Annotated in this window: 24 protein-coding genes; 15 read left to right on the plus strand and 9 right to left on the minus strand. The window is 59.2% G+C overall.

What is annotated here, in order from left to right:
- Window positions 1-310 precede the first annotated feature (310 nt).
- From AABB92_RS05525 to AABB92_RS05550, 6 genes are all read left to right on the plus strand, one after another.
- Window positions 311-1,465 carry a mandelate racemase family protein gene (locus AABB92_RS05525; RefSeq protein ID WP_031377389.1) on the plus strand — a complete coding sequence of 385 codons (1,155 nt, stop codon included), beginning with the start codon at window positions 311-313 and terminating at the stop codon, window positions 1,463-1,465.
- Window positions 1,466-1,601: 136 nt separating this feature from the next.
- Window positions 1,602-3,233, plus strand: coding sequence for an ABC transporter substrate-binding protein (locus AABB92_RS05530; RefSeq protein ID WP_046288323.1), 1,632 nt, complete (start codon window positions 1,602-1,604; stop codon window positions 3,231-3,233).
- The gene (locus AABB92_RS05535) at window positions 3,230-4,261 is read left to right on the plus strand and encodes an ABC transporter permease (RefSeq protein ID WP_031377993.1); all 1,032 of its coding nucleotides are present in this window, start codon (window positions 3,230-3,232) and stop codon (window positions 4,259-4,261) included. Before AABB92_RS05530 ends, AABB92_RS05535 begins: the two co-directional genes overlap by 4 nt.
- The gene (locus AABB92_RS05540; RefSeq protein ID WP_046288324.1) at window positions 4,258-5,163 is read left to right on the plus strand and encodes an ABC transporter permease; all 906 of its coding nucleotides are present in this window, start codon (window positions 4,258-4,260) and stop codon (window positions 5,161-5,163) included. The genes AABB92_RS05535 and AABB92_RS05540 overlap by 4 nt, the downstream gene beginning before the upstream one ends.
- Window positions 5,135-6,001, plus strand: coding sequence for an ABC transporter ATP-binding protein (locus tag AABB92_RS05545; protein WP_046288529.1), 867 nt, complete (start codon window positions 5,135-5,137; stop codon window positions 5,999-6,001). The genes AABB92_RS05540 and AABB92_RS05545 overlap by 29 nt, the downstream gene beginning before the upstream one ends.
- 9 nt (window positions 6,002-6,010) lie before the next feature.
- On the plus strand, window positions 6,011-6,775 hold the full coding sequence (locus tag AABB92_RS05550; protein WP_031377994.1) for an ABC transporter ATP-binding protein: 765 nt from the start codon (window positions 6,011-6,013) through the stop codon (window positions 6,773-6,775).
- Between the two features lie 246 nt (window positions 6,776-7,021).
- On the opposite strand, the gene AABB92_RS05555 is transcribed toward AABB92_RS05550, so the two are convergent.
- Window positions 7,022-8,962 (minus strand): methyl-accepting chemotaxis protein, encoded by a 1,941-nt coding sequence (locus AABB92_RS05555; RefSeq protein ID WP_152659086.1) that lies wholly within the window; start codon window positions 8,960-8,962, stop codon window positions 7,022-7,024.
- Between the two features lie 474 nt (window positions 8,963-9,436).
- Window positions 9,437-10,075 (minus strand): RpiB/LacA/LacB family sugar-phosphate isomerase, encoded by a 639-nt coding sequence (locus AABB92_RS05560; protein WP_031377996.1) that lies wholly within the window; start codon window positions 10,073-10,075, stop codon window positions 9,437-9,439.
- Between the two features lie 139 nt (window positions 10,076-10,214).
- On the opposite strand from AABB92_RS05560, the gene AABB92_RS05565 reads away from it, so the two are divergent.
- The 3 genes from AABB92_RS05565 to AABB92_RS05575 all read left to right on the plus strand — a co-directional run bounded on the left by AABB92_RS05565 (window position 10,215) and on the right by AABB92_RS05575 (window position 11,980).
- A complete protein-coding gene (locus AABB92_RS05565; RefSeq protein ID WP_031377997.1) occupies window positions 10,215-10,544 on the plus strand; it encodes a cupin domain-containing protein in 330 nt (109 codons plus the stop codon).
- A 390-nt stretch (window positions 10,545-10,934) separates the two neighbouring features.
- Entirely contained in the window at window positions 10,935-11,168 is a 234-nt protein-coding gene (locus tag AABB92_RS05570; protein ID WP_031377998.1) for a hypothetical protein, read from the plus strand.
- A 314-nt stretch (window positions 11,169-11,482) separates the two neighbouring features.
- Entirely contained in the window at window positions 11,483-11,980 is a 498-nt protein-coding gene (locus AABB92_RS05575; RefSeq protein WP_031377999.1) for a P-loop nucleotide/nucleoside kinase family protein, read from the plus strand.
- A gap of 122 nt (window positions 11,981-12,102) precedes the next feature.
- On the opposite strand, the gene AABB92_RS05580 is transcribed toward AABB92_RS05575, so the two are convergent.
- On the minus strand, window positions 12,103-12,996 hold the full coding sequence (locus AABB92_RS05580; RefSeq protein WP_031378237.1) for a dihydrodipicolinate synthase family protein: 894 nt from the start codon (window positions 12,994-12,996) through the stop codon (window positions 12,103-12,105).
- 127 nt (window positions 12,997-13,123) lie between these two features.
- Here AABB92_RS05580 and AABB92_RS05585 point away from each other — a divergent pair, with 127 nt between their 5' ends.
- The 5 genes from AABB92_RS05585 (at window position 13,124) to AABB92_RS05605 (ending at window position 16,950) form a co-directional block, all read left to right on the plus strand.
- A complete protein-coding gene (locus tag AABB92_RS05585; protein ID WP_031378238.1) occupies window positions 13,124-13,438 on the plus strand; it encodes an antibiotic biosynthesis monooxygenase family protein in 315 nt (104 codons plus the stop codon).
- Window position 13,439: 1 nt separating this feature from the next.
- Window positions 13,440-13,850, plus strand: coding sequence for an amino acid-binding protein (locus tag AABB92_RS05590; RefSeq protein WP_031378239.1), 411 nt, complete (start codon window positions 13,440-13,442; stop codon window positions 13,848-13,850).
- Window positions 13,828-14,538 carry an ArsR/SmtB family transcription factor gene (locus AABB92_RS05595; RefSeq protein WP_046288325.1) on the plus strand — a complete coding sequence of 237 codons (711 nt, stop codon included), beginning with the start codon at window positions 13,828-13,830 and terminating at the stop codon, window positions 14,536-14,538. The genes AABB92_RS05590 and AABB92_RS05595 overlap by 23 nt, the downstream gene beginning before the upstream one ends.
- 269 nt (window positions 14,539-14,807) lie before the next feature.
- Window positions 14,808-16,118, plus strand: a complete 1,311-nt coding sequence (tcuC, locus tag AABB92_RS05600; RefSeq protein WP_031377546.1) for an MFS transporter — start codon at window positions 14,808-14,810, stop codon at window positions 16,116-16,118.
- A gap of 10 nt (window positions 16,119-16,128) precedes the next feature.
- Window positions 16,129-16,950, plus strand: a complete 822-nt coding sequence (locus AABB92_RS05605) for a molybdate ABC transporter substrate-binding protein (protein WP_046288326.1) — start codon at window positions 16,129-16,131, stop codon at window positions 16,948-16,950.
- Here the strand turns inward: AABB92_RS05605 and psrA are convergent.
- Complete coding sequence (gene psrA, locus AABB92_RS05610; protein WP_031377545.1) at window positions 16,925-17,824, minus strand: L-proline-binding transcription factor PsrA; 900 nt, start codon at window positions 17,822-17,824, stop codon at window positions 16,925-16,927. The genes AABB92_RS05605 and psrA overlap by 26 nt on opposite strands.
- A 24-nt stretch (window positions 17,825-17,848) precedes the next feature.
- The gene (locus AABB92_RS05615; protein WP_046288327.1) at window positions 17,849-18,334 is read right to left on the minus strand and encodes a MarR family winged helix-turn-helix transcriptional regulator; all 486 of its coding nucleotides are present in this window, start codon (window positions 18,332-18,334) and stop codon (window positions 17,849-17,851) included.
- A 72-nt stretch (window positions 18,335-18,406) separates the two neighbouring features.
- Between AABB92_RS05615 and AABB92_RS05620 the strand changes: the two genes are divergently transcribed.
- Window positions 18,407-19,342: a quinone oxidoreductase family protein gene (locus AABB92_RS05620; RefSeq protein ID WP_031377543.1), complete on the plus strand. Its 936-nt coding sequence runs from the start codon at window positions 18,407-18,409 to the stop codon at window positions 19,340-19,342.
- Window positions 19,343-19,356: 14 nt separating this feature from the next.
- On the opposite strand, the gene AABB92_RS05625 is transcribed toward AABB92_RS05620, so the two are convergent.
- From AABB92_RS05625 to AABB92_RS05640, 4 genes are read right to left on the minus strand one after another with little or no spacing between them, the layout of a single operon-like run.
- Window positions 19,357-19,797 carry a thiol-disulfide oxidoreductase DCC family protein gene (locus AABB92_RS05625; protein ID WP_031377542.1) on the minus strand — a complete coding sequence of 147 codons (441 nt, stop codon included), beginning with the start codon at window positions 19,795-19,797 and terminating at the stop codon, window positions 19,357-19,359.
- Window positions 19,766-20,389, minus strand: coding sequence for a P-loop nucleotide/nucleoside kinase family protein (locus AABB92_RS05630; RefSeq protein WP_046288328.1), 624 nt, complete (start codon window positions 20,387-20,389; stop codon window positions 19,766-19,768). Before AABB92_RS05630 ends, AABB92_RS05625 begins: the two co-directional genes overlap by 32 nt.
- Window positions 20,386-20,823, minus strand: coding sequence for a PTS sugar transporter subunit IIA (locus AABB92_RS05635; RefSeq protein ID WP_031377541.1), 438 nt, complete (start codon window positions 20,821-20,823; stop codon window positions 20,386-20,388). Before AABB92_RS05635 ends, AABB92_RS05630 begins: the two co-directional genes overlap by 4 nt.
- 9 nt (window positions 20,824-20,832) lie before the next feature.
- A complete protein-coding gene (locus AABB92_RS05640; RefSeq protein WP_031377540.1) occupies window positions 20,833-21,102 on the minus strand; it encodes a hypothetical protein in 270 nt (89 codons plus the stop codon).
- Window positions 21,103-21,123: the final 21 nt, after the last annotated feature.

Consider the following 21,123-nt stretch of genomic DNA (forward strand, 5'->3'; position numbering starts at 1 on the left):
GGTTTGGGTTTGGGTTTGGGTTTGGGTTTGGGTTTGAGGTTTGGGTTTGGGTTTGAGGTTTGGGTTTGGGATTTGAGCTTCGCACAGAGCTATCGACAAGCACGCTACGACCTGCGGCAAGCGGCTGTGTTACTGCTCACAAAATGGTCAACATTCGTGAATATGCTCACAACGCCCTGGGCGATTGCACACATATTAGCCAGCAAGATGCGCCCTTTGGCTAATGCGTTAATAAAATGTTACGGCTAGATTGAAAAATGAAACGACGTTTTAATATTTTGTCAGGATAGTCAGCCACAGGAGCTTAGCCGTGAAGATTAGCGCGATTGATGTCACTCTCTTTACCTATCCGACCCAACGCTGTAGCGACAGCGCCGGGCATTCCCATCCCGGTCCGGAAAATGAGGCGCAGATGGCGCTGCTCACCCTGACCAGCGAGGACGGTGACTGCGGTTACGCCTTTGCCCCGCCCGAAGTCATCCGTTCGCACGTGGTTAATGCCTTCTTCCGTAAAGTGCTGATCGGCCAGAACGCCTTTGATCGTGAGCGTTTATGGCAGGATCTGGTGCACTGGCAGCGCGGCAGCGCCCATCAGCTTACCGAACGGGCGCTCTCAGCGGTGGAACAGGCGCTGTGGGACCTGATTGGCCGCAAACTTAACCAGCCGGTACATAAGCTGCTGGGCGGCTATCGCGAAAAGATCCCGGCCTACGGCAGCACCATGTGCGGCGATGAGCTGCATGGCGGACTCTCAACCCCGGATGAATATGCGCAGTTCGCTGAAAAACTGGTGGCGCGCGGTTATCAGGCGATAAAGCTGCACACCTGGATGCCGCCCGTGTCGTTTGCGCCCAGCCCGGCGATGGATATCAAAGCCTGCGCCGCAGTGCGCGAAGCGGTGGGTCCGGATATCGCGCTGATGCTGGATGGCTATCACTGGTACAGCCGCAGCGATGCGCTGACCATTGGCAAGGCGCTGGAGAAGCTCAACTTCGCCTGGTTTGAAGAGCCGATGGAGGAGGAAAGCATGGCCTCTTACGCCTGGCTGGCGGACAACCTGTCGATTGACGTGCTCGGCCCGGAGAGTCTCGGCGGCAAGCATCACAGCCGCGCTGACTGGGTGCGAGCCGGAGCCTGCGACATTCTGCGTGCCGGGGCCAACGGCGTCGGCGGCATCTCAGCCACCCTCAAAGTGGCTAACCTCGCCGAGGCGTTCGGCATGGACTGTGAAGTTCACGGCAACGGCGCTGCCAGCCTGGCGGTGGTCGGGGCGATCCGTAACTGCCGCTGGTATGAGCGCGGTCTGCTGCATCCGTTCCTCGATTACGACACGCCGCCAGCCTATCTCAACAGCCTGGTCGACCCAATGGACCCACAGGGTTTTGTCACCCTGCCGACCCGCGCCGGACTTGGCGAGGACATTAACTTTAGCTGGATCGAGACCCATACGCTGAATCGCTGGTAAGTCGCGATCGTCCCCTACAGCAAACGATAATAATTCCGAATCGCCACCGGCTTAACGCCACCCTGACCGCCCTGCGGTCAGCGGGCAGACAGGCTGAAAGACGATCGGGCAACCTCTGACCTGCCGGACCCGACTTATGAAACTGTTTCAATCGTGTGGCAGCTGGCTGATCGCGCTGCTGCTGCTGACGGGCAGCCCCGCGCTGCAGGCACAAACCCCTGACGATCAGCTGATCGTCGGTATGAACATGAATAATCTGCTCACCCTTGATCCGGCCGCCATGACCGGCAATGAGGTAGTGGGCATCGTGGTCAACCTGTATGACGGACTGGTTGAACTCAACCCGAAAAAGCTGACCGAGGTACGTCCGGCGCTGGCTGAACGCTGGGCAGTCAGTGCGGATAACAGCACCCTGACCTTTCATCTGCGTGACAATGTCACCTTCCATTCCGGCAATCCGCTGACCAGCGAGGATGTGATCTGGTCAATGCGGCGGGTGCTGCACCTCAACCTGGCGCAGGCCTCGGTGTGGAAATCCTACGGTTTCAGCCGCGACAACGTTGACCGGATGATCACCGCTCCCGACGCCCGCACTGTCGTGATCACTCTGCCAAAACCCAACGATCCACAGCTGGTGATCTACTCGCTGGCGGCGCTTGGCAGCATGGTGGTGCTGGATCGCAAAACGGTGCAGCAGCATGAGGTCAACGGTGACTGGGGCAACCGCTGGCTCAGCACCCACGAAGCCGGTTCCGGCCCGTTCCGGCTGGATATCTGGCAGGCCAAAGATGTGCTGCGCATGAGCCGCTCGGCCGGCTACTGGCGCGGTGAAGCGAAAATGTCGCGGGTGGTGTTCCGCCATCTGCAGGAGTCGCAGACCCTGCGCCTGATGATGGAGAAAGGCGACCTCGATATCGCCAGCAACATGTCGATTCCCGACGTGCGCGCGCTGCGCCACGATCCCGACCTCACCATTGATGCAGTGCGGCGAGGCACGATCTACTACCTGGCGATGAGCATGAAGGACCCGCATTTTAACGACAGCCGGGTACGTGAAGCGGTGCGCTATCTGGTCGATTATCAGGGGATCAATAAGAGCCTGATGACCGGCTATGGCGAACTGCATCAGCGGCCAATTCAGGCGGGGATGCCCGCCACGCTGCCTGATCCCGGTTACCGGCTGGACGTGCCACGCGCCCGGGCGCTGCTGGCCGAGGCGGGCTATCCGGACGGCTTCGACACCTCGCTGCGGGTGCTGGCCGATCAGCCGTTCCTGAATATCGCCATCGCCATTCAGTCGACGCTGCTGCAGGCCGGCATTCGCGCCCGCATCATCACCGGCACCGGTAACCAGATCTACGGTGCGATGCGTGACCGTCAGTTCAGCCTGCTGGTCGGACGCGGCGGTAGCGGCGTGGAGCCCCATCCTCATTCCAGCCTGCGCTCGCTGGTCTATAACCCGAACAATGCCGACAGCGCCCGTCTGACTAATTTCCAGGGCTGGCGCACCGGTTTTTACGATGCGCAGCTCAACAGCATGATCGATCGCGCGCTGGTGGAACGCGACAGCGCCAGACAACAGCAGGCTTACTTCGCTATTCAGCAACGCTACGACCAGCTGGTACCGGCGCTGATGCCGATCTCCCAGATGCTTGATTCGGTGGTGGTTAACAACCGGGTGCAGGATTATCAGCCACACCCTTCGGCAACCACCTTTCTGCGCGACGTCTGGAAAACGCCGGATAGCCTGGCAGGAGGACCCCAATGACCCTGACGTTTACCCGCAGCCACTGTCGCCGCATCAGCAAACGCGGTCTGCAGGTGCTGATCACCCTCGCAGGTCTGCTGATGCTGACCTTCTTTATCGGGCGGGTTATGCCGCTCGATCCGGTGCTGGCGATTGTCGGGCCAGATGCCGATCAGGCCACCTATCAGCAGGTTTACCACCAGCTCGGTTTTGATAAGCCGCTGTGGGTGCAGTTTGGCCTCTACCTTAATGCGCTGCTGCACGGCGATCTCGGCCATGCACTGCTGACCGGCCAGCCGGTGGTCAACGATATCCTGCGCGTCTTCCCGGCGACGGTGGAACTGGCAACGCTGGCAATTGTGATCGGAGCCGGTCTCGGCGTGCCGCTCGGGGTGCTGGCTGCTGCCCGCCGCAACAGCGTGATCGATTATCTGGTGCGGATGATCAGCCTGGCCGGTTATTCAACGCCGATTTTCTGGGTCGGGATGATGGGTCTGCTGCTGTTTTATGCCCATCTCGGCTGGGTCGGCGGCGCGGGCCGGGTGGATTTCAGCCTTGATGGCATCGTGCCACGCCGCAGCGGCTTTATGCTGATCGACGCGCTGCTGGCCGGTAACAGTCAGGTGTTCTGGAATGCGCTGAATCACCTGGTGTTGCCCGCTTCCCTGCTGGGCTTTCATTCGCTGGCCTACATCAGCCGCATGACGCGCAGCTTTATGCTGGCGCAGCTGTCACAGGAGTTCATCCTCACCGCCCGGGTAAAAGGTTTAACCGAGTGGCAGGTGATCTGGCAGCACGCCTTCCGCAATATTCTGGTGCAGCTACTGACCGTGGTGGCGCTGGCCTACGGTTCGCTGCTGGAGGGCGCGGTGCTGATTGAAACCGTCTTCTCGTGGCCGGGCTTTGGTTCCTATCTGACCGGCAGCCTGATGCTGGGCGATATGAACGCGGTGATGGGCTGCGTACTGGTGGTTGGCCTGATTTTCGTGCTGCTTAACCTGCTCTCCGACCTGCTCTATCAGGTGTTCGATCCGAGGACCAAAGTATGACCCTTTCCTTTGATGCACCGGCTGCCAGCCCCACCCGTGAGCGACTGGCGCGCTGTCGCCGTTTCGCTGCCCGCAGCGGTCACTTTATCTGGCGCATGGCCCGTAATCCGCTGACCGCCATCGGCGGCGGCATTGTGTTGCTGCTCTGCATTGTGGCGCTGTTTGCCCCGTGGATCGCACCGTATCATCCGCTGATTCAGGATCTGAATAATGCGCTCTCGCCGCCGGGTGCCGCCCACTGGTTCGGTACCGATGAGTTTGGCCGCGACATCTTCAGCCGTCTGGTGTGGGGCGCTCGCATCACTCTGTATATCGTGCTGCTGGTGTCGGTGACCGTCGGACCGCTCGGCCTGCTGCTCGGCGTCACCGCCGGCTATTTTGGCGGCTGGGTCGACAGCGTGCTGATGCGGGTCACCGACATTTTTATCTCGTTTCCCAGCCTGGTACTGGCGCTGGCGTTTGTCGCCGCGCTGGGGCCGGGACTGGAACATGTGGTGATCGCCATTACCCTCACCGCCTGGCCGCCGATTGCCCGTCTGGCGCGGGCAGAAACCCTGTCGCTGCGTCAGGCTGACTTTATCTCTGCGGTGCGTTTACAGGGTGCCTCGCCGTTGCGGGTGCTGTGGAAGCACATCATCCCGCTCTGCCTGCCGTCGGTGATTATCCGCATCACCATGAACATGGCGGGCATTATCCTCACCGCCGCCGGACTCGGCTTTCTCGGGCTGGGCGCGCAGCCGCCCGATCCGGAATGGGGCGCGATGATCGCCAGCGGCCGCACCTACATGCTGGAGTGCTGGTGGGTGGTTACCGTACCTGGTCTGGCGATTCTGATTAACAGTCTGGCATTCAACTTTTTAGGAGATGGCCTACGTGACCTGCTCGATCCCCGCAGTGAGTAACGCCACGCCGTTGCTCGACGTGCGCGATTTGCACGTAAATTTTGTTAACGGACGCCAGAGCACCCCGGCGGTACGCGGCGTCTCGTTTCAGCTTGGTCAGGAGAAGCTGGCGATAGTCGGTGAATCCGGCTCCGGTAAATCTACCGTCGGTCGGGCGCTGCTGCAGTTACTGCCGTCGAAGGCGCGGGTTGAAGCCAGCCGGATGCAGTTTGGCACTGTCGATTTGTTACACGCCAGCCCGGCCCGGATGCGTGAAATCCGCGGCAAACGGATCTCGATGATCATGCAGGACCCGAAATATTCGCTTAATCCGGTGGTGCGGGTCGGTGAACAGATCGCCGAGGCGTGGCGCAGCCACCATCGCGGCCAGCATGCCGCCGCCCGTCAGCGGACGCTGGCGATGCTGGAGGAGGTGCAGATCCGCGATCCTGAGCGGATTTATCAGCTCTATCCGCATGAAATTTCCGGTGGTCAGGGGCAGCGCGTGATGATTGCCATGATGCTGATTACCGAGCCGGAACTGGTGATAGCCGATGAACCGACCTCGGCACTGGATGTTTCGGTGCGGCTGCAGGTGCTGACGCTGCTGGATGAGCTGGTGAAGGCGCGCGGGCTGGGGCTGATTTTTATCAGCCACGATATCAACCTGGTGCGCAGTTTTTGCGACCGGGTGCTGGTGATGTATGCCGGTCGGGTGGTGGAGTCGCTGGCCGCCAGTGAACTGGATCGTGCGCAGCATCCCTACACCCAGGGCCTGATGGCCGCGCTGCCCGACATCGATCACCGTCGCAGTCGCCTGCCGGTGTTACAACGTCACGCAAGCTGGTTAACCGAATAAGGAGTGACGATGATTGAAGTGAACAACCTTAACCTCAGTTTTGGCGACGAGAACGCCCGTAATCAGGTGCTGTTCGACGTTAATCTGCGGGTCAACCCGGGCGAAATTTTTGGCCTGGTCGGCGAGTCAGGTTCGGGTAAAACCACGGTGCTGAAGTGCCTGGCCGGCCTGTTTAATCACTGGCAGGGTACGCTGTCGATTGATGGCGAGCCGCTGGCGCATCGCATCAACCGGGCGCGCTGCCGACGGGTGCAGATGGTCTTTCAGGACCCTTACGGTTCGCTGCATCCGCGTCACACCATCGGCGACATCCTGGAAGAACCGTTACAGATTCAGGGCATCGGTCAGCGCCAGCAGCGGGTGATTGCCATGCTGGAAAAGGTTGGCCTGAACCGTGCCTGGCTGACCCGCTATCCCCACCAGCTGTCGGGCGGACAGCGTCAGCGGGTGGCGATCGCCAGGGCGCTGATACTGCAGCCGACGGTGCTGCTGCTGGATGAACCGACCTCGGCGCTCGACGTTTCGGTGCAGGCGGAGATCCTCAACCTGCTGAGCGATCTGCAGCAGCAGGACAACCTGACCTATCTGATGGTGACGCACGACCTGGGCGTGGTGGCACATCTATGCCATCGCGTTGCGGTGATGCAACAGGGAAAAGTGCTGGAGACGCTGGATGTGCCAACGCTGGTGGGCAATCAGGCGAGCGTGGCCTATACCCGGATGCTGGTGGAGGCCAGCCGACACGCAGCGCCAGCGCGGGTGCAGACGCACTAAATGGGGGTTAACGCCGGATACGCCGCAGCGTTTCCAGATCGCACAACCGATCACGACCTAAACGCTAGCGCGGCAAAATTAACACGATGCGCCGCGTTGCGTTAAGCGGACGATGTGGCGGGCAGTCCCTGCGCCTGAGGCGCGTTGCCGGGACGATCGCGGGCAGTAATTATGCCTGCACCACTTAACGCGCCTTGCCCGGACAGAGGCCGGGACATTTATCCGGGCCAGACGCTATTCCGCCGCTTATTCAACGATAAACTTGTCCACCAGACTGCTCATCGCTTCGGATTGGTCATGCAGCCGATGACTGCTGGTCGCTGCCTCGGCAACCATACTCACATTCTGATCGGTCACCTGGCCCATCTGGTTTAGCGCCAGATGAATTTGCGCAATGCCAGACGACTGTTCAGCCGAGGCATTCGCAATATCATCAATAAATTGCTTCATCTGCTCCGCATTTCCCACCACGCTACGCAGAATCTGCTCAGAGGAAAGTACCCTTTCCGCGCCCTCTTCAATCTTATTGATATTCTGAGCGATCAGTTTCTGAATCATATCGGCTTCATTTGCGCACAGCCGCGATAAGTTGCGGACTTCGGCGGCAACCACGGTAAACCCCTTCCCTAAGTCACCCGCCCGGGCTGCTTCGACGGCGGCGTTTAACGCCAGCAGGTTGGTCTGGGAAGAGATGTTGTTGATGGACGATACAATCCCGGCAATCTGCTCACTGAAGGTCCGAATCTCCTGCATAGAAAGGTTAGCCTCGCCTACACTCTTACTGGCCGACTCAACATGGTCGACCATATTCCTGGCTAACGTTTCTACACGTCGGGCGTTATCCGACTTTTGCTCTATGGCGGTAGAAATCTGCTCGATGCTGGCCGCCGTCTCTGTCAGAGAAGCCGCCTGCTCTTCGGTTCGCTTGGCCAGCTCATCATTTCCTGAGGCTATTTCTGAACTGACCTGGCGCACAACCGCTGCATTGTTTTTAATTTCCAGCACCATCGACTGGATATTTTCAATCGAATGATTATAAAACTTATTTAATAGCGATATTTCATCGGTTCCCCGGACTGCCAGACGCTGGGTCAAATCGCCGTCCATATTCTCAATAATATTAATGGCAGAGCGCAGTTGTGAGTTGATGGTCCGAATAACCAGCCATGCCACCAGCGCCGACGTGATAAAAGCCGTCAGGCAGATAAATAAAAATACCATCTCCTCACGACTGGCCTGTTTATAGTTGTCGCGCGCCGCGTATTTAATATCCCTGTTAATGCTTTTTTCAATATCGTGCAGTGCTTCAATACGCTGTGATTGCGCCTCGTACCACTCTCTTGGGCTAATCTGCCAATCGCCACTCTCCGCCTGATTCAGCGCGGTGTTGCGCAGCGATAACGCCTGGGTGAAATTCGGGGAAAGCGAGGTCTGGTTAAACAGTGCTGCCTGTTCCGGGGTGGCTTTCATCAGAAAATAGTGCTGCCAGACCGCCTGGCCCGCTACCAGCGCGTTCAGCGCGGCTAATTCCCCGGGCTGAAAGCGGTTCAGCACAAAGACGCCGGACATAAAAGCCCGCTCGCTGCCCATCAGATTTTTTAAATTCAGCAGAGCGTAATAAGCGCCAAGCTGGCGGGCAATTCCGCCGTTCTGAACCAGCCTGTCGCTTTTACCAATAACGTCAAGCAGCGTGCTGATAGACTCATTGTAAAATTTTATGCCGGCGGCAGCGGAGACGCGGAAATTAAGCACATCCTCACGCACCGTTTTCAGCTGCTGCGATCGTTGCTCATTATAATCAAGTAACGCAAGTTTTTGCCGGGCCAGGTCCGTGCGCTTTTTTTGCTCCTCCAGGTCGGCGGAAAACTCTTTTCCTTTACTCACCAGAAATCCCGAGGTTAATCCCCGCTCTTTTTGCAATTCATTAATTAATCCGCCGACCGCCTGTGCTAGCTGTACCTGTTGTTCAACCGCCCACATCTGCTTTTTTAGTTGATATTTCCCATAAACACTGCTGTAACTCAGCCATATTGTCGTGACGACCAGCGGTAATAATAACAGCAGCAACTTCTGTTTAAGCGAGGTCCGATATAACAAGCACATATGGGTTATCCCTTTGTTTAGTATATTAAATAATATAATCGGTCGGAACCGCGATCGCTTAATACCTCTAAAGAGGTATGCCACATGAGAGCTTTTCCCATTTATCAATCAGTTACTGCTCACTAAAAACTCTCAGCCCGGTGCTGGCGGGCATCACAGCCATAACGCCGCAATCACCGTTAGCCGAAACCGGTTAACACTCTTTTGAGATTTTTTTATATCGGTTGCGGTAAAAAGCCGCGATCAGCGGGGAAACAGGCAGTGAAGCATTGGTGGGATAACGGGCGCAGTCAGGGCCAGACAGAGGCAACAGAGGCAACAGAGGCAACAGAGGCAACATAGGCAAGGCTAACGCTAAGCCGGGGATAATTTGCGCGGGGTTATTAATTCTCCTCACCTACGCGATGTAAAGAGGATCGTGAGTCCGGCATTACCCGCGCAGCGGGTTGTTATTTTCGGGGTTGTTATTTTCGGGGCTGTTATTTCGGGGAAGTAATTCTGCGTAGCACGGGCAATATAAAGGCCAGGTTTCCCCGGCCTCGCGTCACGCTTGCGTGATTACTGCGTCAGCTGACGTACAAAAGAGACGATCTCCTGATTCTGCCCGTGCTCAAACAAACATTGCTGGAAGCGCGGGCCGCTGACCGCGGTCTGCACCAGCTCAGGATCGATGGCGCGCAGCGTGTCGAGATAGTTCTCTTTAATCACGGCGGCTTTAACCTGATTCAGCAGGCCGGCATTACGCACCTGCGGCTCTTTACGCTCTGGCGGATAGCCCATGCCTTTTTCGCCGGTAAAGGCTTTTTCAAAGATAAAGCGCAGGTTGAGTTCAGCACCCCAGCCGAAGCCTTTAGCAAACGGCAGCGCCAGGGCATTACCGTTGTTGATCTGGGCGAACAGGTAAGCATCGGCGGGATCGATACAGTAACCGCAGTTGACGCCGGGATGAATGTTGAGCGACATCAGCGCGCCCTGCCCGGTGCCACAACCGGCCACCACGAAATCAACCGCCTTGCTGTTCAGCAGCAGGCTGGCCTGAATACCGAGGTGAATATAGGTCAGATGGTGATCCTGTTCGTCGCTCATTCCGACGTTGAAGACCTGATGGCCCAGCGGCTGCGCCACGCCTTCCAGTTCTTTCAATACGATAGCGTTTTTAGCCGCCTGGCTGTTTTCCATCATTAACGCGATTTTCATGATCTGCCCTTAGAATTTAATTGAAACACCGTTTCATTTTAATGAAAAACCACTAAAGTGCATGGACTAATTCACCTTTACGCTGTGAGTAGCGTCACAAAACGACTACCCTGGCGTCCAACCACACACCGGAGATGAGATGTTTATCTATAAAAAAGAGCGTCCACTGGAGGATTTAGGTCAGGGTGTCACCCGTCGGGTTCTGGCTTACGGCGGCACGATGATGGCGGTCGAAGTCAGCTTCGAAAAAGGCGCCATCGGCCCGTTACATCACCATCCACATGAACAGTTAACCTACGTGCTAAGCGGCCGTTTCGCCTTCACCATCGGAGACGAGACGCGTGAGGTCGGCGCTGGCGATACCCTCTATAAAGCGCCCGATGTGGTACACGGCTGCGTCTGCCTTGAAGCCGGTATGCTGCTGGATACCTTCACCCCGCAGCGCGAAGATTTCCTGCCTGCCCGCTAACCCCCGATCCTGACGCCGCCGTGTTGCCGATCAGCACGGCGGCCGTTCGATCGCCGCGCACGTCAGCCAGAAATAGCCGACCTCAGCACCACTCTGGCTATCGCTGGCTGGCAGGCCGGCTATTTTTTCAAAAAATTTTCACCTGCCGGTAGTTCGCTAACCAAATGATTAGCAGGCTTTTAGTCAATAGCGGCTACCTGTTAACTGGCTGGCACCGCGCTGCAACCCGCGCCAACCGGGCCTGGCTCAACTATTCTTAATTTGTTCACTCATCCCCTTACGCCCGACTCAGCGAAAAAAGAAGCCCGCCAAAACTGTACAAAATCCACTTTCTTGTATAAGTTTAAACCATCTACCAGGTCATTTTTTAACCCAACACAGGATAATTCTATGAATCACTCAGAGAGCGCCACCCTGGCCGTGAAGGAAAATGTCCACCTGATCAATCCGGCGTTTCACGCCACCGAGCGGGAAAAAATGAATTTTCTGGTTGAGGAGCTGATGGAAGCGGGCAAAGAGCACAGTTGCATGGCGTTGCTGCGTCATCTGGCGGCCGCAGACAGTGCTGAAGAAGAGGCGTGCTGCCGGGAACTGCTGACGTTACTGATGGCGAAACAGGCATAATGGCGACACCCTGCGGCGAGGTGGTGGTCCGGTGAGCTGGCAGCTTACTGACAACTGACACCACCGCGCCCGCACATCCCGCATTGTGCTGCACCCGGGCTTATTTCGCCGCCAGCCCAGCCACAGATTGGCGGATAGCACGACAATATTCTGCTGGATAATCCCGCCCACTTTGCTAGTCTCACCGGATGAACCGATACGCAGCTTGCCAGCCAGAGATGATTATTAACACCTTCTGTTTCGCGGTGGGATAAGCTGTCTCTTTTCCCGCCGGTAAGGCGGGCCTTACCGGTGTTAAATCGTTAAGGACGCCTATGCATCATCACACCGTTACCCCTGCTACCCTGCATCTGCTGTGCGGTAAAATCGCCTCCGGCAAATCCACCCTTGCTGCCCGGCTGGGCGCCGAACCGGGCTGCATCATCCTGAGTGAAGATCAGTGGCTGGCGGCACTCTATCCGGATCAGCTGCACTCGGTCGCCGACTATGTGCGCTGTGCCGCGCTGCTGAAAAATGCCGTCACTCCGCACCTGCTGGCGCTGCTCACGGCGGGCGTTTCGGTGGTGCTCGATTTTCCTGCCAATACCCAGGCGAATCGCGGCTGGATGATGTCGTTGATCACACGCTCGGCGGCACAGCATCAGCTGCATTATCTCGACCTGCCGGATGATTGCTGTAAAGCCCGCCTGCATGCCCGCAATCAGTCGGGTGAACACCTCTTCGCCGCCACCGAACAACAGTTCGATTTAATTACCCGCTACTTTGAGCCACCGCAGGCAAGCGAAGGCTTTAACCTGGTCTACCACCGCTGAGGCTGTTGACGGCAGAGAAACGCCGGCACGGCACGGGGGTCAATGCCGGGCGGAGCCGATGGCCACCGCAGCAGGCCACCGGCGTTGCAGCAGGCAGGTTATGACCCGCCTGCCCGCGCCGGCTACGCTAGCTCCAGCGCGGTCACAACCTCAGCGATCTGCTGATAATCGGCCCCGGAGAGCGATAACAGCGGGCGCGGCAGATTGTCTGCTGCTGTCAGGCCCAGGATGGCGGCCGCCGCCGCCATCACCCGCAGGCTGCCGCCATGCTGACGGAACAGCGCCCACAAGGGTTGCAGTTGCGCATCCAGCATCGTGACGCGCCGATCATCGCCCGCCTGCGCCGCCTCAGCGATCGCCTTCGCTACCCGCGGAAACAGCCCGCCACAGACCGAGTACCAGCCATCACAGCCCGCCAGCAGGCCGGTTGCGGCAAACGCATCGCCGCTGACGCCGATTGAGACAGTTTCAGGCAGCAAGGCCCGCAGTTGGGCGATGCGCTGAACAGCCGCCGGCAATTCTGCCGGTACACCGGGAATTTTTATTGAGGCGATGCCAGGCAGCGCGGCGATGCGGCCGATCAGCGCATCTGAAAAGGTAAAATGGGTGGTGCCCGGATTGTCGTAGACGCAGATCGGCACCGAAGCGTGACGCGCAACCGTCTGGTAGAGGGTGAACACCTCTTCATCCCGCAGCGCCTGATAGCCAAGCGGCGGCAATAGCAGCGCCGATGCGCCCGCCTGCTGGGCATCTTCCGCCAGATGCAGCACCTCAGCACTGCTGACCGCACCGATACCGATCATCATCGGGACAGCGCCAGCATGGGCGACCGCCAGTTCGGCGATACGCCTGCGCTGCGTGCGGGTCAGGTAAGCGTAACTGCCGGTAGAGCCCAGCACGCCAAGCGAGTCCACTCCGGCCTCAGTCAGCCGCTGCAACAGCCGTAAAAATGCCGCTTCATCCGGCTTGTCAGCCGTAAACGGGGTAAGGGGAAACGCACTCAGTCCGGTGAACATATTACCTGCTCCATGATAGTGAAATGATGGTCTGGTTGATTAGCCGTACAGGCATATTTCGTAGCAGGCCGAAGCATCACGCCGCCCCGCCCGCTACTGTGCTGCTGACACCCTAAGGAGACAACCGATGATCGCTGTACTGTTTGAAGCCCAGGCCCGACCCGAACACCAGGCTCGCTACCTGCATCTGGCCGCAGAACTCAAACCGCTGCTGGCGCAGGTCGACGGTTTTATCGCGATTGAGCGCTTTCAAAGCCTGACCGATGAGAAAAAGATCCTCTCGCTGTCCTGGTGGCGCGATGAAGCGGCAGTGCTGGCCTGGAAAAACAATCCACAGCATCAGGCTGCCCAACGCGAAGGCCGTGAGACCCTTTTCGCCGGTTACTCGCTGCGCATTGCGACGCTGGTCAGAGAGTATGCATCGAAACCGGAGACAAATTAAGATGTTCGATATTCATGTGATCCTGCAAAATAGTGCTGGCACCCTTTCCCGTCTCACCGGCCTGCTGGGCCAGCACGGCATTGGACTGGAAGGCGGCGGCCTGTTCTCGGCTGGCGCGCAGAGCCACGCGCATTTTCTGGTGGTGGAGGGCGAGCGGGCGCGGGCCGTGCTGGAGGCGGAAGGAATCGCAGTACAGGCGGTGACCGCTCCGCTGATCCGCAAATTACCCCAGCAGCGCCCCGGTGAACTGGCTGAGATAACGGCGCGGCTGGCCAGCGCCGGCATTAATATTCTGGTGCAATACAGCGACCACGCTAACCAGCTGATCCTGATCACCGACGACAATCACTCAGCCGCGAGGCTGACAACCGCATGGGCAGTCCCGGCAGATGGCAAAATCACAACCGCATGAATGCCCCGACGACAGCGTCGCCCTTGAGGCGGCGATTGTCGCGGTCGCCGCCGCCATGGCCGACACCTCGCGCGTGAGGATGCTGTCAGCGCTGATGGATGGCCGCGCCTGGACCGCCACGGAACTCAGCGCCGTCACCGACGTTGCGCCTTCGACTGCCAGCGCGCACCTCAATCGTTTAATTAACAGCGGGCTGATCGTCTGCCTGGCGCAGGGCCGCCACCGTTATTACCGGCTGACCGGCAGTGACATCGCCGATCTGATTGAAAGCATGATGGGCGTGTCGTGGCGGCGGGTTGCTGCCCCGGACAGTCGCACGCCGGCAGCGCTGCGTACCGCCCGCACCTGTTACGATCATCTGGCGGGCGAAATTGCAGTGCAGATCTATGCCGCAATGCAGCTGCAGGGATGGTTAACGGCGGACGGCAGCGCCATCACCCGTTCTGGCCAGCAGCAGTTTGCGGCGTTACAGATCGATCTCTCTCAGCCGGGACGGCGCAAAGCCTGCTGCGGCTGTCTGGACTGGAGCGAGCGCCGCTTTCACCTCGGCGGGTATGCCGGTGCGGCGCTGCTGAGCGCCTTCGAACAGCAGGGCTGGCTTACGCGCAACCCCGGCTACCGTGAAGTGCAGTTCAGCGCGGCCGGTTTACAGCGGCTGCAACAGACGTTTGGCGTGACGCGCTCCTGACCTGCCGGCCAGCGCCGCAGCGGCGCTGTTACACAGTTATGAATTCTGTCACATTTCCGCAAACTCGTGGCGCGGGTTAGCCGCAACGCCGCCGCCCGCACCTTTACGCTAACGCGCTGATATTAATCGACTTAACCCACAAGCTTCGCCGAGTCATGCAGGCCACGCATCAATCCATGCCCTTTTTGCACTTATTAACCGCCGGTCGCTGATCCACTCTTCAGTCACAGGCGCGGCAAAAAGCGTCAATCACCGACTGGAGCTCACTGATGCAGACCCCCTCACCTACTACGCTTTCCACCCGCGCCCGGATCGGCGCGATATTCCGTGTGACCTCAGGCAATTTTCTCGAGCAGTTTGATTTTTTCCTGTTTGGATTTTATGCCACCTACATCGCTCACACCTTCTTTCCGGCCAGCAGCGAGTTTGCCTCGCTGATGATGACCTTTGCGGTATTCGGTGCCGGTTTCCTGATGCGCCCGATCGGCGCGGTGGTGCTCGGCGCTTACATTGACAAAGTGGGCCGCCGCAAAGGCTTAATTGTGACGCTGTCGATCATGGCGGCAGGCACCTTCATGATTGTGCTGATCCCTTCTTATCAGAGCATTGGCCTGTGGGCACCGCTGCTGGTGCTGACCGGACGCTTGCTGCAGGGCTTTTCGGCGGGAGCCGAACTGGGCGGCGTGTCGGTTTATCTGGCCGAAATCGCCACCCCAGGCCGCAAAGGTTTTTATACCAGCTGGCAGTCAGGTAGCCAACAGGTGGCGATCATGGTGGCCGCAGCGATGGGCTTTATCCTGAATGCGCTGCTGGCCGAGAGCGCTATCCGCGAATGGGGCTGGCGGATTCCGTTCCTGTTCGGCTGCATGATCGTGCCGTTTATCTTCGTGCTGCGCCGCAAACTGGAAGAGACGGCGGAATTCAGCGCCCGACGCAACCCACCCGCGCTGAAACAGGTATTTAAAATTTTGCTGGCTAACTGGCAGGTGGTGATAGCCGGAATGCTGATGGTGGCGATGACCACGACCGCCTTCTACCTGATCACCGTTTATGCCCCGACCTTTGGCAAAAAAGTGCTGATGCTCAGCGCCTCTGACAGCCTGCTGGTGACCCTGCTGGTGGCGGTGTCGAATTTCATCTGGCTGCCGATTGGCGGCGCACTGTCGGATCGCTTCGGCCGCAAGCCGCTGCTGATCGCCATGACGCTGCTGGCGCTGACCACCAGCTACCCGGCGCTGAGCCTGCTGGCGGCGGCCCCCAGCTTTTCGATGATGCTCGGGGTCCTGCTGTGGCTGTCACTGATTTACGGCCTGTATAACGGCGCGATGATCCCGGCGCTGACCGAAATTATGCCGGGTGAAGTGCGGGTTGCCGGCTTCTCGCTGGCCTACAGCCTGGCCACCGCGCTGTTCGGCGGTTTCACGCCGGTGATGTCGACCGGACTGATTGAACTGACCGGCGATAAAGCGTCGCCCGGTTACTGGATGAGTTTTGCTGCCGTCTGCGCCCTGCTGGCGACGCTCTACCTCTACCGCCGGATCGGCAATCCGTTGCCTGTCGCCAATAATGCCGTGAGCTAAGGAGATTGATATGAAACGCTATTCTCTGTTGGTCGCTCTGCTTATCAGCGTGGCGGGCAGTGCCAGCGCCCAGACCCGGGAGCTGACCGTGATGATCTCGGGCGGCTTTAAAGCGGCGTGGGACCAGTTATCTCCTCGCTATGCGGCGCGGGAAGGGATCCGCATCAATACGGTGGCCGGTCCGTCGATGGGCAAAACGCCGCAGGCGATCCCGGCCCGGCTGGCGCGGGGCGAACGCGCCGATCTGCTGATTATGGTGGGCGATGCGCTGGGCAATCTGGAACAACAGGGCCGCACGCTGCCGGGTTCGCGGGTTGAACTGGCCGATTCACGCATCGGAGCGGTGATCAAACAAGGCGCAACGCCGGTCGCCATCGACAGCGAAAGTGCCCTGCGCGCCACCCTGCTCAGCGCCCGCTCGATAGCCTACTCCGACAGTGCCAGCGGTCAGTACATCAGCAGCCAGTTGTTCACCCGGCTGGGCATCGCGGATCGGGTCAACGCAAAGGCGTTTAAAGTAGAGCGGATTCCGGTCGCCTCACAAGTCGCGGCCGGCAAATATGCGATCGGGTTCCAGCAGGTCAGTGAACTGTTGCCGGTGCCCGGCGTTACCTTTGTTGGCGAGTTACCTGACAGCCTGCAATACACCACCCGCTTTGCCGGCGCGGTGGTACGGCAGTCAGCGCAGCCCGATGAAGCGCGCCGGCTACTGCGCTGGCTCGCCTCGTCCGAGGTCCAACAGGTGGTACGTCAAACCGGGCTGCACCCGATCGGCCAGCCTCAACCGGCTGGCGCGTCACAGCCAATCAGACAGCCTGATACTGTTCAATAATCAGCGCTTCCAGCTCACCGGCGACGTGTGACAGCGTGCGGCCGTTTTTTCGCAGCAGACCCACCGTGCGTTTCACCGCCGGGTCGGTCAGCGGCACTGCCGTCAGCGCGGAGTGACCGGCGGTCGGCATCGACATAGCGGGCACGGCAGCAATGCCGAGGCCCGCTTCAACCATGCCGAGCATCGTGGTGACATGCCGGGTTTCACAGATGCAGGCTTTCTCCGGCACGATATGCTCCAGCGCCTGATCGAGCAGATTGCGGTTGCCGGAGGTCTTGTCCAGCCCCACCCACTCCTGCTGATAAAACTCCCGCCAGCTCAGGCTCTGTTTTGCCGCGATCGGATGTTCATGCCGACAGGCCGCCACGTAGGGATCGTCGATCAGCGGCAGAAAATGGACATCGGGCTGCGCCCGGCCGGAAAAGCTAAGGCCGAAATCGGCCTGACCGCCAATCACCGCGTCATAGACATTGGCGGCGCTGCTGTCGATTAACTTGACCCGCACCCGTGGATAGCGCGCCTGAAACAGCCGGATGATGTTGGGCATAAAATAATAGGCGGCGGAGGGCACACAGGCGACGGTGATCAGCCCGGTCCGCGCCAGACTGACCTCACTCAGATCGGCCATCACCTCTTCAAAATCTACCAGCAGCTTGTCTGACCGTTCGGCAAAGGCGTGGCCTTTTAGCGTCAGGGTGACCCGGCGGGTGGTGCGCTCAAACAAACGGATCCCCAGCGCCGTCTCCAGCTTGTCTATTCTGCGGCTCAGCGCCGACTGTGACAGGCAGATTGAGTCCGCCGCGAGACGAAAATTGCCATACTCCACCAGCGCGCGAAACGCATAGAGATCGTTGAGATCGATATTAACCGGCATGGTTGCGTCCTCCTGTCACCTGCATCACGCGTCGTCCCTCTCATCGCCCTGCAAAGCGCTAAAGTCGCTCACAAATTGCTGCAACAACTGTTCCAGTGTGGCACGGTCGCTCTGCGGCCAGTGGTCGAACACCCGCTGGTAGATCTGCGCCCGTTGCGCATCGATTTTATCGGTCATCGCTTTACCGGCCTGGGTAATTGCCGCCTCGTTGATCCGCTTATCCGCGGCATTTTTTTGTCGCTGCACCAGGCCAGTCTCTTCCAGCTTCGCCACCTGTCGGCTGACGGTGGTGTAATCACGCCCGACCCGATCGGCGAGCTCCCCGACCCCGATCGGTCCGAACCGGCCAACCTGCACCAGCAGCGGGAACAGGGCGCGATCAAGCTCAATACCCGCGCCTCTGATCATCGCCAGATCGCGCTGTGGCCGGTTAAAGGCAGCCACAATAGTGAGTAAGCTGTTATGCAGCGCATCGAACGATGAATTATGTGTATTTTGCACTTTTTTCATTGACGCCATCCAGAGGCAGGAATAATGTGTGTACTCTACACCTATTTAACCGCAGACAGAAGGCCGCAATCCATGAAAGCAGCAATAATCGATCGGGCAGGCGCAACACCCTACTACGGTGATTTTCCCGAACCGCAGGCAGCAGCAGGCCAGCAGCGGGTGACGGTGAAAGCCGCCGCCATCAGCCAGCTGGCAAAATCACGCGCGGCTGGCACCCATTACAGTGGCGCGGCAGGCTATCCGTTGATTCCCGGTATTGATGGCACCGGCTACCTCGATAACGGCGATGCGGTCTATTTTCTGGCGTTCGACCCAGGCTGGGGCAGCATGGCGCAGCGCACCCTGGTGCGAAGCGAGTGCCTGATTGCGCTGCCGCCAACGCTTGATCCGGTGGTCGCTGCGGCTATCGCCAATCCGGGGATGTCATCCTGGACCGCACTGACCCGTCGGGCGGCGCTGCGGCCCGGTGAAACGGTGCTGATTAACGGCGCGACCGGCACCTCTGGCCGGCTGGCGATCCGCATTGCCCGCAGTCTGGGCGCGGGAAAAATCATTGCCACCGGCCGCAACAGTGAAACGCTGCAACAGCTGCAGCAGGAAGGAGCCGATATCACCCTGACGCTGGCGGCGCTGGCGACCGACCTGCCCGCCCTGATGGCAGAAGGCATTGATGTGGTGCTGGATTACCTGTGGGGAGAGAGCGCGCTGGCGATCATGACGGCCGCAGTCAGCGGCGGCGACAAGGTGGTGCGTTTTGTGCAGATTGGGTCGCTGAGCGGTCAGGAGATTCCGCTGCACAGCAAATTGCTGCGCGCCTCCGGGCTGACGCTGATGGGCAGCGGCCTTGGCAGCGTCGCCGACAGCGAGCTGATCGCCTCAATCGGCGAAATGCTGCAGGCCGCCGGGCCTCACCACTTTTCGGTGCCCTTCCGGGCGCGTCCGTTAAGCGAGGTTGCGCAGGCGTGGGATGAAGACGACAGCCGCTGCCGGACGGTGTTTACCCTGTAATGTGCCTGGCCGCTTCAGCGCGACGGGTCCAGCGGATGCAAAAAGCGCTCTGGATAATCGGGGGTAATTGCCTGCTGACTGTCGTAACGGCCAAACAGCTTGTAGCGATTCAGGGCGATACGATCGTAGGCAAAATTACTGATGGCATCCGGAAAATGGCGCAACACGCTGAGGCCGCGCCACGGTGCCGGCATATGCTGCATCACGCGGAATACCGCCTGCGCCCGCAGCCAGTGCTGATTATCGGCGATATAGACAATGGTGCTGACGTTCTCCTGCGGTAATCCGGCCCAGCGCAGCAGCGCCTTGCCCTGCTCGCTCTGTACCGCCGCAAAACGAACCTGCCGCGCCAGTCGATGGCGCAGCAGGAACCGGACCCAGCCATTGCACAGCTTACAGACGCCGTCATACAGCACGGCGCTCTCACCGGTTTGCAGATAAGGGGGTGATGACATGCTGCAACTCCTCACTCGTCGGACATTGAGGTGAAGTGTAGCTGTTTCTCTCCAGCTGTTGCTGTAACCAGCGGGCCACCGCCAGCTCATCCTGCGCGCTGGCGTTGACCCGCAGCACCGGCCCCAGCGCCATTGGCTCTGCCTGTTGCGCCAGCTGGCGCAGTTCGGGCAGATATTCCGCGCCGGGATGGCCGGGCAGCCGCTGCGATAGCCGTGCCTGATAACGCGCCACTGCCGCCTCCGGGGCGATCTGCATCCACAGCTCCAGCACCGCGCCGACGCCAGCCTGCTGCAGGCCCTGTTCCAGCACCGCGCGTGACTGAAAGCCAAACCAGGCGTCAATCAGCCAGATCTGACTGGCCGGTGCCTGACCGACAATGTTCCAGATCGCCTGATAGGCAGCGCAGCCGAGCTGCCGGTTACGCTGCCGGTCGACCGGCGCAAAGCAGGCCATAAAGGGTTCCTTCAGGCTGTCGAGCGTCAGCACCGGCCAGCCGAAGCGGTGCGACAGCGCACGTGTCAGGGTACTTTTTCCCGAGGCCGGGATTCCGTTCACCAGCACCACGCGTTTTAACGGGGTTGTTGTCGTCATAAGATATCAATGACCTCCGCGGCGCTGCGGGCCTGACGTAATCTGACCAGCGTCTCTTCATCTTCCAGCAGCGAGACAATGGCGCGGATGCCCTCTTCGATATGCGCATTACTGTCGCGCGCGCCGAACATAATCACGATGTCCGCTTTTTCACTGCCGGCAAACGAGATCGGCTGCGCCAGTACAATCAGGCTGAAGCAGTCGCGGATCACACCGGCTTCCGGCCGGGCATGCGGCATGGCGATGCCTTCGTCAAACACGTAATACGCGCCGTGGGTTAGCGTATTGGCGATCACCTCTGCCGGATAGCGCGCCTCAAGGTAGCCGCCGCTGACCAGCGGTTCGGCGGCCAGCGCGATCACCTGACGCCAGTCCGTGGCATCAATTCCGACCTGAATCGCGTTAGCTTGTTGCAATAGCTGCTTAATGCTCATCCACTCTCCTTAAATCGACTGGCGAACCACATTGCGTAATTCATCGATTTTGACAAACAGCGCATCAATTTCATTTCGGTAGCGACGGCTTTTGGCAAATAAGCTTAATGCCCGGTTATATTCCAGCATTAATTGCTTCTGCGTCTCGCCATCACGCGGATTGGCAGCCAGTTTATTTTCCAGTTCGGTAATTTTCTCGCGGCTGGCTTGCGCCTGCTGGTCCTGCTGTTCCGCATCCGGCTGTTCAGCTGGCGGCGACTTTTTTAAGAATCCAAACATAGCGTCTCCTGCCCCGACCGG

This window comes from Pantoea brenneri (assembly GCF_038594305.1).
GTDB classification, from domain to species: Bacteria; Pseudomonadota; Gammaproteobacteria; order Enterobacterales; family Enterobacteriaceae; genus Pantoea; species Pantoea brenneri.

Bases quoted from the DNA above. Each gene is read 5' to 3' on its own strand.
- AABB92_RS05530 (WP_046288323.1), top strand. From the start codon at position 1,602: ATGAAACTGTTTCAATCGTGTGGCAGCTGGCTGATCGCGCTGCTGCTG.
- AABB92_RS05535 (WP_031377993.1), top strand. From the start codon at position 3,230: ATGACCCTGACGTTTACCCGCAGCCACTGTCGCCGCATCAGCAAACGC.
- AABB92_RS05540 (WP_046288324.1), top strand. From the start codon at position 4,258: ATGACCCTTTCCTTTGATGCACCGGCTGCCAGCCCCACCCGTGAGCGA.
- AABB92_RS05550 (WP_031377994.1), top strand. From the start codon at position 6,011: ATGATTGAAGTGAACAACCTTAACCTCAGTTTTGGCGACGAGAACGCC.
- AABB92_RS05560 (WP_031377996.1), bottom strand. From the start codon at position 10,075: ATGAAAATCGCGTTAATGATGGAAAACAGCCAGGCGGCTAAAAACGCT.
- AABB92_RS05565 (WP_031377997.1), top strand. From the start codon at position 10,215: ATGTTTATCTATAAAAAAGAGCGTCCACTGGAGGATTTAGGTCAGGGT.
- AABB92_RS05570 (WP_031377998.1), top strand. From the start codon at position 10,935: ATGAATCACTCAGAGAGCGCCACCCTGGCCGTGAAGGAAAATGTCCAC.
- AABB92_RS05575 (WP_031377999.1), top strand. From the start codon at position 11,483: ATGCATCATCACACCGTTACCCCTGCTACCCTGCATCTGCTGTGCGGT.
- AABB92_RS05580 (WP_031378237.1), bottom strand. From the start codon at position 12,996: ATGTTCACCGGACTGAGTGCGTTTCCCCTTACCCCGTTTACGGCTGAC.
- AABB92_RS05585 (WP_031378238.1), top strand. From the start codon at position 13,124: ATGATCGCTGTACTGTTTGAAGCCCAGGCCCGACCCGAACACCAGGCT.
- AABB92_RS05590 (WP_031378239.1), top strand. From the start codon at position 13,440: ATGTTCGATATTCATGTGATCCTGCAAAATAGTGCTGGCACCCTTTCC.
- AABB92_RS05595 (WP_046288325.1), top strand. From the start codon at position 13,828: ATGGCAAAATCACAACCGCATGAATGCCCCGACGACAGCGTCGCCCTT.
- tcuC (WP_031377546.1), top strand. From the start codon at position 14,808: ATGCAGACCCCCTCACCTACTACGCTTTCCACCCGCGCCCGGATCGGC.
- AABB92_RS05605 (WP_046288326.1), top strand. From the start codon at position 16,129: ATGAAACGCTATTCTCTGTTGGTCGCTCTGCTTATCAGCGTGGCGGGC.
- psrA (WP_031377545.1), bottom strand. From the start codon at position 17,824: ATGCCGGTTAATATCGATCTCAACGATCTCTATGCGTTTCGCGCGCTG.
- AABB92_RS05615 (WP_046288327.1), bottom strand. From the start codon at position 18,334: ATGAAAAAAGTGCAAAATACACATAATTCATCGTTCGATGCGCTGCAT.
- AABB92_RS05620 (WP_031377543.1), top strand. From the start codon at position 18,407: ATGAAAGCAGCAATAATCGATCGGGCAGGCGCAACACCCTACTACGGT.
- AABB92_RS05625 (WP_031377542.1), bottom strand. From the start codon at position 19,797: ATGTCATCACCCCCTTATCTGCAAACCGGTGAGAGCGCCGTGCTGTAT.
- AABB92_RS05630 (WP_046288328.1), bottom strand. From the start codon at position 20,389: ATGACGACAACAACCCCGTTAAAACGCGTGGTGCTGGTGAACGGAATC.
- AABB92_RS05635 (WP_031377541.1), bottom strand. From the start codon at position 20,823: ATGAGCATTAAGCAGCTATTGCAACAAGCTAACGCGATTCAGGTCGGA.
- AABB92_RS05640 (WP_031377540.1), bottom strand. From the start codon at position 21,102: ATGTTTGGATTCTTAAAAAAGTCGCCGCCAGCTGAACAGCCGGATGCG.